5 protein-coding genes are annotated in these 7,877 nt (G+C 43.8%); 2 read left to right on the top strand and 3 right to left on the bottom strand.

All coding sequences use genetic code 11. From position 1 onward, the window contains the following. Nucleotides 1–232: hypothetical protein (locus U9Q77_12725; protein MEA3288222.1), on the top strand; the 232-nt coding region annotated here is incomplete at its 5' end. Between the two features lie 662 nt (nucleotides 233–894). After that, entirely contained in the window at nucleotides 895–2,157 is a 1,263-nt protein-coding gene (locus U9Q77_12720) for a dicarboxylate/amino acid:cation symporter (protein ID MEA3288221.1), read from the top strand. A gap of 852 nt (nucleotides 2,158–3,009) precedes the next feature. On the opposite strand, the gene U9Q77_12715 is transcribed toward U9Q77_12720, so the two are convergent. The 3 genes from U9Q77_12715 to U9Q77_12705 all read right to left on the bottom strand — a co-directional run bounded on the left by U9Q77_12715 (nucleotide 3,010) and on the right by U9Q77_12705 (nucleotide 7,357). Continuing rightward, complete coding sequence (locus U9Q77_12715) at nucleotides 3,010–4,944, bottom strand: S9 family peptidase (protein MEA3288220.1); 1,935 nt, start codon at nucleotides 4,942–4,944, stop codon at nucleotides 3,010–3,012. A 12-nt stretch (nucleotides 4,945–4,956) separates the two neighbouring features. Further along, nucleotides 4,957–6,438 (bottom strand): glycosyltransferase family 39 protein, encoded by a 1,482-nt coding sequence (locus U9Q77_12710; protein ID MEA3288219.1) that lies wholly within the window; start codon nucleotides 6,436–6,438, stop codon nucleotides 4,957–4,959. A 265-nt stretch (nucleotides 6,439–6,703) separates the two neighbouring features. Further along, entirely contained in the window at nucleotides 6,704–7,357 is a 654-nt protein-coding gene (locus U9Q77_12705; GenBank protein MEA3288218.1) for a SatD family protein, read from the bottom strand. Nucleotides 7,358–7,877: the final 520 nt, after the last annotated feature.

Raw genomic sequence — 7,877 nt, 5'->3', positions numbered from 1 at the left:
TGATGACCCCAATAAAAAGAAATTATATGCTCAGGTTGACAAGATCGGTGCCATTGAGGTCAAACTGGACAAAGCCAGGATTGATCATATGTTGAAAGTCAAAAAGGTATTAACCGCTGACCAATTTAAAACCTTTAGGCAAATAATGACACACCGTATGGGTCCACGAGATGGCCAAAGGGGTAACAAATGGGATAATAAGCCCAAACACTTCCGTCCCGACCGGTTTTAAATATTTGTTCTTCCTCCCTGTGAACAATGATCAAACGCCCTGTATTTCCAGGGCGTTTTTTTTGCACACAATCATAATTGATGTGAATTATTCAACCAGTTATACCAATTCAGTTCTAAAGGGTCTATTAATTTCAAAATATTTTAGTGTTTTACGATCTTCATGTCTTCTGCATAGCCACTTGTTCTGAGTTCATCGAAGTATAGCTATGGATAAAATATTAAGTGTGGTATGCTGAGTTCATCGAAGTAAAGTAAAACGGTAAAAGATGAAGTAATTACAGGCCATTTAGAGCTGAATTTCGTATTAAACGTCAGGACTTTGAATCTCAACCTGAATGCTGATAGGATTCTGCATATTAAACTGGCATGAGATAGCCGTATGCATCAGGAGTCAGCATCTCGCCGCAGTGTAAGTTCTTTTGCCACGAAGAACATCCATCTTCGCTCGAAGAGCTACGCCGGACAAGCAAAGGCCCCAAGAACCCCTAAGAAAATTTGTGAAACTTGGTGTCTTAGTGACTTTGTGGCATTTAAAATATACTCACGGATAACATGGGCCGGTTTAATAGCAGTGAAAATGGGAGGTGCATTACATCCGCAGGGTTCTATATTGTAGCAAGTCAATTTTACTATATATGGAAAATAATAGAGGGTAACTATATGTCCATTTTGCGTCAGGCATTCATGAAATTTTGGAATCTCGAATTGTATTGGAAGGTCTTTATCGGAATGGGTGCCGGTACAATTTACGCCCTGATCCTGGGTGAGGACGCCATGAATGTTGCTCCAATTGGTGACCTGTTCATGCGACTCCTTAAAATGGTGATCGTCCCCCTCATTTTCTTCTCAATCACCTCTGGAGTGTCTGGGATCGGCGAGAATAAAAGTCTGGGACGATTGGGCGCAAAGACCTTTGGGTACTACCTCTTGACCTCCATGCTGGCTATTCTGATCGGCTTGACCCTGACCAATATCATTCAGCCTGGAGTTGGTGTGGATATTCAGGCAGACAGTAAGGGCTTTGATCCATCCAGTCTGACCCAACCAGGTAGTTTAGGAAATGTTCTGTTGCGTATGGTTCCCACGAATCCCATCGCTGCGGCTGCTCAGGGTGATGTCCTGGCTGTTATATTTTTCTCCATTGTTTTGGGGATGGCAATCACTGCTTTACCAGAAAAACAATACCGAGCAACCAAGGATCTGTTTGACACTTTTTTTCAGGTTATGATGAAAATGACCCGGGGTGTGATCCTTTTTCTACCATTCGGTGTTTTCGGTCTGATCGCCAAGGCAGTAGCGAGTACAGGGTTTACTCTTTTCAAAGCTGTAGGCTGGTACATGGTGACCATTTCGCTGGGATTAACTATACATATATTCGTAATTTTGCCAGTTGTCTTCTGGCTTTTTACCAGGATCAATCCTTTAAAACACTACAGAGCTATTGCTTCTGCCATGGCGACAGCTTTTTCAACCAGTTCTTCTGGGGCGACACTCCCTGTCACCATGGATTGTATTGAGAATAAAGCCGGTGTGTCAAATAAAGTTACCAGTTTTGTTCTACCGCTTGGAGCAACAATAAATATGGATGGAACCGCCTTGTATGAATGTGCCGGTGTACTATTCATTTCCCAGGCTCTGGGGTTTGATCTTACCCTGATCCAGCAATTACTGATCGTTATCACCGCTTTTTTAGCCTCAGTTGGTGCTGCTGCAATACCTTCAGCCGGTCTTGTCATGATCTTTATCGTGCTAGATGCCGTGGGTTTGGGTAACCACCCTCAGGCAGCTATTATTGTTGGCACCATGCTGGCAGTAGATCGTCCCCTGGATATGTTCCGTACTGTTGTGAATATTACCAGCGATACCATGGGTGCTGTTATTGTAGCGAAATCTGAAGGAGAGAATGTCCTTTCCGATAGTTAGAAAAAATGGTTCCCACCAGCCGACAATTCAATAGCCGCTTGTTTTTCATTGTGAGTGTACCTTTCTGTCCGTTCTAACGCAAAACTTCCCGCTTGAAACAGCGAACTTCTATTTTTTTACTCTTTGAGTTCACTTGCCATCGGGCTAAATTTGGCGGTCACAAGTGTACTAATATTTTCCATATGCTTTTTAAACTTTTGCTGCAACAGTGTCGGCATTTTTTGAACGAGAACTTACCAAAGGGAACCTCATCTCCTTGCTGCTAAGACAGGCCTTTCCCGCCCCGGGATCAAGGAAGTCTGATCCTTAAGGGCGGTACCCACCGTGAATAACACGGTTCAAAAACGTCACATTGTTGCAGTTTTTTTTTATTCTCAACCATACCCATGGTTGAGAATAACCACGGCGTAGCTGAAAGCGAAGCCGGGTAAACCCAAGTTAACTTCATAGTGCGTAGCTGAAAGCGAAGCCGGGTAATACCAAGTTAACTCCATAGTGCGTAGCTGAAAGCGAAGCCGGGTAAACCCAAGTTAACTCCATAGTGGAGTAGCTGAAAGCGAAGCCGGGTAATACCAATTTCAGTCCAAGATGCGCGTTTAACCGTCTAATGGAGCCCTTCGATGTTACTCAGGATGAACTCCACGCCTGTCTATGTCTTCCAACTACGCCACGGCAAGCAGTCCCTGCAGGACTCGCAGGGACTAATCCATATGGAATTTTCATTATCCTGCTAGAAAGCGCAGATGGAACTGAATATGGTATTGGTTATGGCCAGGTTTGAACTGAATGAGATCCAGGCTGAATTTTCAGAAAGACGAGACCAGGTACTGTATTTCCCGATCTTGTCATTACTTACAAATTGTATATCTCAATGCCATCCAGTGAATCAGCTGGTTCTATCCCAAATATTTTCGCATAGAAATAGAACTCACTCTCAATCGCTCTGATAATTGTACTGGCCTGCCGAAATCCGTGAGACTCCCCTTCAAACGGTACATAAGCTACGGGGATTCCTTTTGCTCTCAGTGCCTCCACCATCGTCTCTGCTTGATTGGGAGGCACAACAGGGTCATCCAATCCTTGCAGAAATATCACTGGACAATCCAATTGTTCCGTGTGATTGATGGGTGACCGCTCCCGATACAATTGTTTTTCTGCTGGATAGGCTCCAACCAATCGATCAAGATACCGGCTTTCGAACTTGTGGGTATCCCGTGTCAAAAGCTCCAGGTCGCCAACCCCATAGTAGCTGGCTCCGGCCTTAAACACGTCTGTAAAGGTTAGGGCTGCCAGCGTTGTATAGCCTCCTGCACTGCCCCCTTTGATGATCAATCGTTCCGGATCGACTTTGCCCTCATCCACTAAATGTGCAGCTGCTGCAGCACAGTCCTCTACATCACGAATACCCCAGTTTCCAACTAAACGCTGGCGATACTTGCGACCAAATCCAGTACTGCCGCTGTAATTAACATCCACAATAGCAAAACCGCGAGTTGTCCAATATTGGACGATTAAGCTGAAAGCCCCTGAGCTATAGCCAGTTGGGCCTCCATGACTCAACACGATCAAAGGAGGTTTTTCTGCTGGAGGTGCTTGATAATCTGGATTTAGAGGTGGATAATACCAGGCATAGGTTAATTCTCCCGGTCGCGGTTCGAATGTGATCATCTCAGCAGATGAGATATAAATGTCATCCAGATCGGTCTCAGAAGCCTTACGCAACACCTGAGACTTTCCTGAGTACAAGTCCATCGCCACGATCTCGCCTGGTTGATCCCGGGTATGCCCAATAAATGAGATCATATCACCTGATCCTCTGACCTGATCAATATCAGAGTATGGCAATTCAATAGCGGTATAGTTGCCACTTGCAGCATTGATCCGGATGAGTTGGGAACCGGACAGATCTCGGTATGCAGCCACCAGTTCACCTGAATTCAGTACAGCATAAGTGCTCATACCAAAAATCCATTGCGGAAGACCAAACTCAGCTTTCATCTCAAGGATGCAGCGGGTGATCCCTTGTGAATACTCAACCAGATTCCACCAACCATTGCGATCAGAGATAAAATAGATATCCCCATTCGGATCCCATCGTGGCTGAAAGACTGATTCCGCTTCAACTCCCGCGATCAGTTCGAGGTGACTTATATTTCCAGTTTTATCAAGGTCACCGAGCCACAACTGGGTTCCATCCCAGGGCATATGGGGATGATCCCAGGTCAGGAATAGCAGCTTGTGACCATCAGGGCTTATTTGTGGATTTGAATAAAAGTCATGACCTTCAGCAATCACGAGCTGTGAACCGCTCCCATCCAGGGAAACTTTGAGCAACATATTCCTGACTTCATTAGGATCGGAATGGTCTTCACCCACCGCATATAGCTGGTCTCGCTCTTCATCAAGAACAGGATCAGCATAACGAAACTTGTCAGTTCCAGTAAGCAGCTTTCGGTCACCTGTTGCTAGAATCTCATACAGTTGTTGATCTTGATTATCAATGTAGAAGCGTCTTGATTTATCCGCCAGGAAAGCACCACCCCCATATTCATGAGCTCTAGTTCGGATATCCCAATCGACATGGCTAATTTCACGTGATCCCTGTTTTTCTGACCATTCCATCAAGGCAGTCCGACCCTTTTCCGATGGTCGACCTTCGGTCCAGCAGATCTTGTCATGATCTATGTTTATCTGACCAAGCCTGAGACTGGATTCAACCAGCGACTCACTTGAAACAGGTGATTTCCATGTGCCATAAGGTTTGATCTGCCTGAATTTCATATTCATCTCATCCTCTCTTCAGCCTGCACCCTGATAACCCGTACACAGATAAATATCGATCCTGCGAACGGTTTGCCCATAATTTTCGGTCTTAATGGTTCTAATTTTTCTAATATTGGTAAAATAAGGTTCTATTTGTTTTCGCTTAAAGCGATACTCACGCCGATCATCTATTACCAGGATTCCTGTCTTACCCAGTAGGTCAACAGTCTTTGGCCATATATCGAATTGAAGTGCCGGTTTACCTATGATATCCTGAGCATAAGTCCGCGGTTGATCCGGCAGATAGAATTTGAGCAGAGAACTGGCTTTATAATTTGTACTGAAAATAAAAGGCTCATCACCCTGCTGTTTGAGAGAATCCCTAATGGAGGATACTTCGACAGCTGCATTTTTCCAACCACTCCAGGTATTGCCCTCTCCCAGGGGTACATCTGGTAGGACTATGATTGAAACACCCAGACCGAGAAATGCCAGTGAGGAATACACGCCTATTTTAAAACGTCGCAACCGCTGAGACTCTTGGAATAGGAAATAGACCCCTAAAATTATGAATGACCAGTACGCAGGAGCCAACCAGTTCATCTTCACCAGGCTGCGAAAGCTAACGGCGATAAAAAATACTGAAGTTGCCAAGCCACTACTCACCAAAAGCAGGATCTTATCTTCCATTTCAGAAAATATCCTGCGTCCAAAGCGGTTTAGGGAAGCAAAAACCAGCACAAATAAATAGGGTGTTAATATGAAAAACTGAGAGCCGAATAATTCACCTACAAAACGCAATTTCCAGGTGCCCATACCGGCTGTCCGTCTGGCACCCTGAAACGTGAAGGAAATCCAATCATGCTGGGCATTCCAAATTAGAACAGGTGCAAATACCAAGATGGCAATAAGCACCCCAAGGTAGGGATAAGGTGTGGCCAGCCATTTACGTTGACTTTTTGAAATGAGAAAAAACATGAGCACTGAGGGAACCAGCATTATCCCGGAATACTTACCCAGCCAGGCCAAACCCATAAAAAGTCCAGCAGCATACCACCACCTGGAATTCTGTGATCTGATGAGGTTCCAGAGAGCATAGAAAGTTGCTGTCCATGCAAATATCAGGGGTGTATCAGGCGTAATCACAAAGCCATAAAGTTCGAACACAATGGTGGCGTTTAGTGCCAGCAGGGTCCAAAATGTCTGGTCAGTATTTTGAAACATCTCTTGAGTGAGCTTGGCCCAGAGGATATTGAGACCAAGAAACCAGAGCACGGCTGCAATTTTGATCCCGAAGATTGTTTGCCCCAAAAGAGCAGTTGTAAACCAAATACTATAGCTCGCCAAAGGTGGATGGTCAAAATAAGAAAGCGCCAGATCCCGGCTCCAACTCCAATAGTAGGCTTCCTGTGGAGTAAGTGGCAAAATGGCGGCCAGCACCATTCTGAACAGGGTAAACCCCAGAACGACTCTCCATACTTTTGATGGAATTTGGAATACGTCAGTTTGAGGTTTCATTATTGCTACCTTTGCGAACTTTTGTCTTCCTGCAAACGAAGGATCTCTGACTCATGTTAATGCCAGGCCCAGGCTCTGAGATTCTTCACTCCATTTCACTCGTTCAGAAAGACTAAATAGAAGAATGAATGTGTCTCACACAGGGACAACATGACTTGTCAGAAACTGAAGAGCTCAGAATGTCATTCAATAAAAATGGCTGGAAAAATACTATTTGTGCCCATAAAATCCGAGAAGCTGGATTTTGAGGTAATTCAATGGTCATCTAATAATTTCTCCTCATTTCTGTTGCATACTTTAATAATCCTCCAAAAGCCAGTTCCCCCGCAGAATATGCCTTCCACTCTGCCGAAGAAGCATGCTTTGTTACAGCTTGCCTACTAATTTTGAATTTTTTTGCAACCTCTACCTGAGAAAAGCCCTTTCTAAGCTCACTAACTATATTCCTCTGTTTTTCTGTCATGCTCTCTCTCGCAGACCATAACAAATATGAGAATCCATTTAGCATCTCATCAATTTCAGTTCCAAACCCTTTATAGACACCGCCACTTATTCCATCCATTTTTCCACTCACAATGGCACTTCTTCCATTGTGCCAGACCGGATCGTCCATCGCTATTGCCCTGGTTTCAATTGGGGTATATAGTTCACCGAACCCTACTCCAAACCTAACCTTGTTTGGGTACATACTCATTTCCACATCCCAAATTATTTCTTGGATTCTTTCACCACCATTTAATAGCCCCTGAAACTCATCATCGGTTGTATTCACAAATTTTGATAGAATTTCATTTCTATACTTATTGTTTAAATCTCTCATTACTTTTTTGAAATTCTTTTGCACATCTTGCCGTTGATAACCACTCAACTCCCTCGAGCTAATTATATCCCCAATTATTCCTATTTGAATTTTATTCATATCGCCCCTTTTATTCCAAATGAATTGCAGCTCCTGATTTTACTCCTTTCATGAAAGCACGCAACCCTTATAAGTTGCATTAAGACAATTAAAACCTTTATGGGCTGCCAATGCTTCTATCTATTGACCATCTAAATCCGCAACCTATATTGATTGCATATATTATATTGCAACCATATATAGTTGCAACAATTATCTCTGAATTAATCGTATGAATCGAGAAAATATCCTTGTGCAATTGGGAAGTATGATTACTGAAAACGTTAAAAGTAGCACATTACCCATCGGCGGATCAGGCAACCAGCGCTCACCTGTCTGCAGGCTTCCCCAGAGTTCACTCTTGAATGGGACGATAAAATCGGTATCCCGCTGATATGGGTAACTTCGTCTACATTTATGATAACTCAATCATCCTGATCTTAGGACCAAATTCATTAATGGGAAAACACAAAAGATTCTTCCCCTAAATGCGTACCTCAGAGTTAGTTGGATTGTCAGGAAGTTTTCATCTTTTACTCAG

It is taken from the genome of Candidatus Neomarinimicrobiota bacterium, assembly GCA_034716895.1.
In the GTDB taxonomy this organism is placed as follows: domain Bacteria; phylum Fidelibacterota; class UBA8477; order UBA8477; family JABMPR01; genus JABMPR01.
The sequence above is the reverse complement of the archived record's forward strand: the minus strand, read 5'-3'. Positions and strand labels throughout refer to the sequence as shown.

Coding starts and splice junctions, on each gene's coding strand:
- U9Q77_12720 (MEA3288221.1), top strand. CDS start 895: ATGTCCATTTTGCGTCAGGCATTCATGAAATTTTGGAATCTCGAATTG.
- U9Q77_12715 (MEA3288220.1), bottom strand. CDS start 4,944: ATGAATATGAAATTCAGGCAGATCAAACCTTATGGCACATGGAAATCA.
- U9Q77_12710 (MEA3288219.1), bottom strand. CDS start 6,438: ATGAAACCTCAAACTGACGTATTCCAAATTCCATCAAAAGTATGGAGA.
- U9Q77_12705 (MEA3288218.1), bottom strand. CDS start 7,357: ATGAATAAAATTCAAATAGGAATAATTGGGGATATAATTAGCTCGAGG.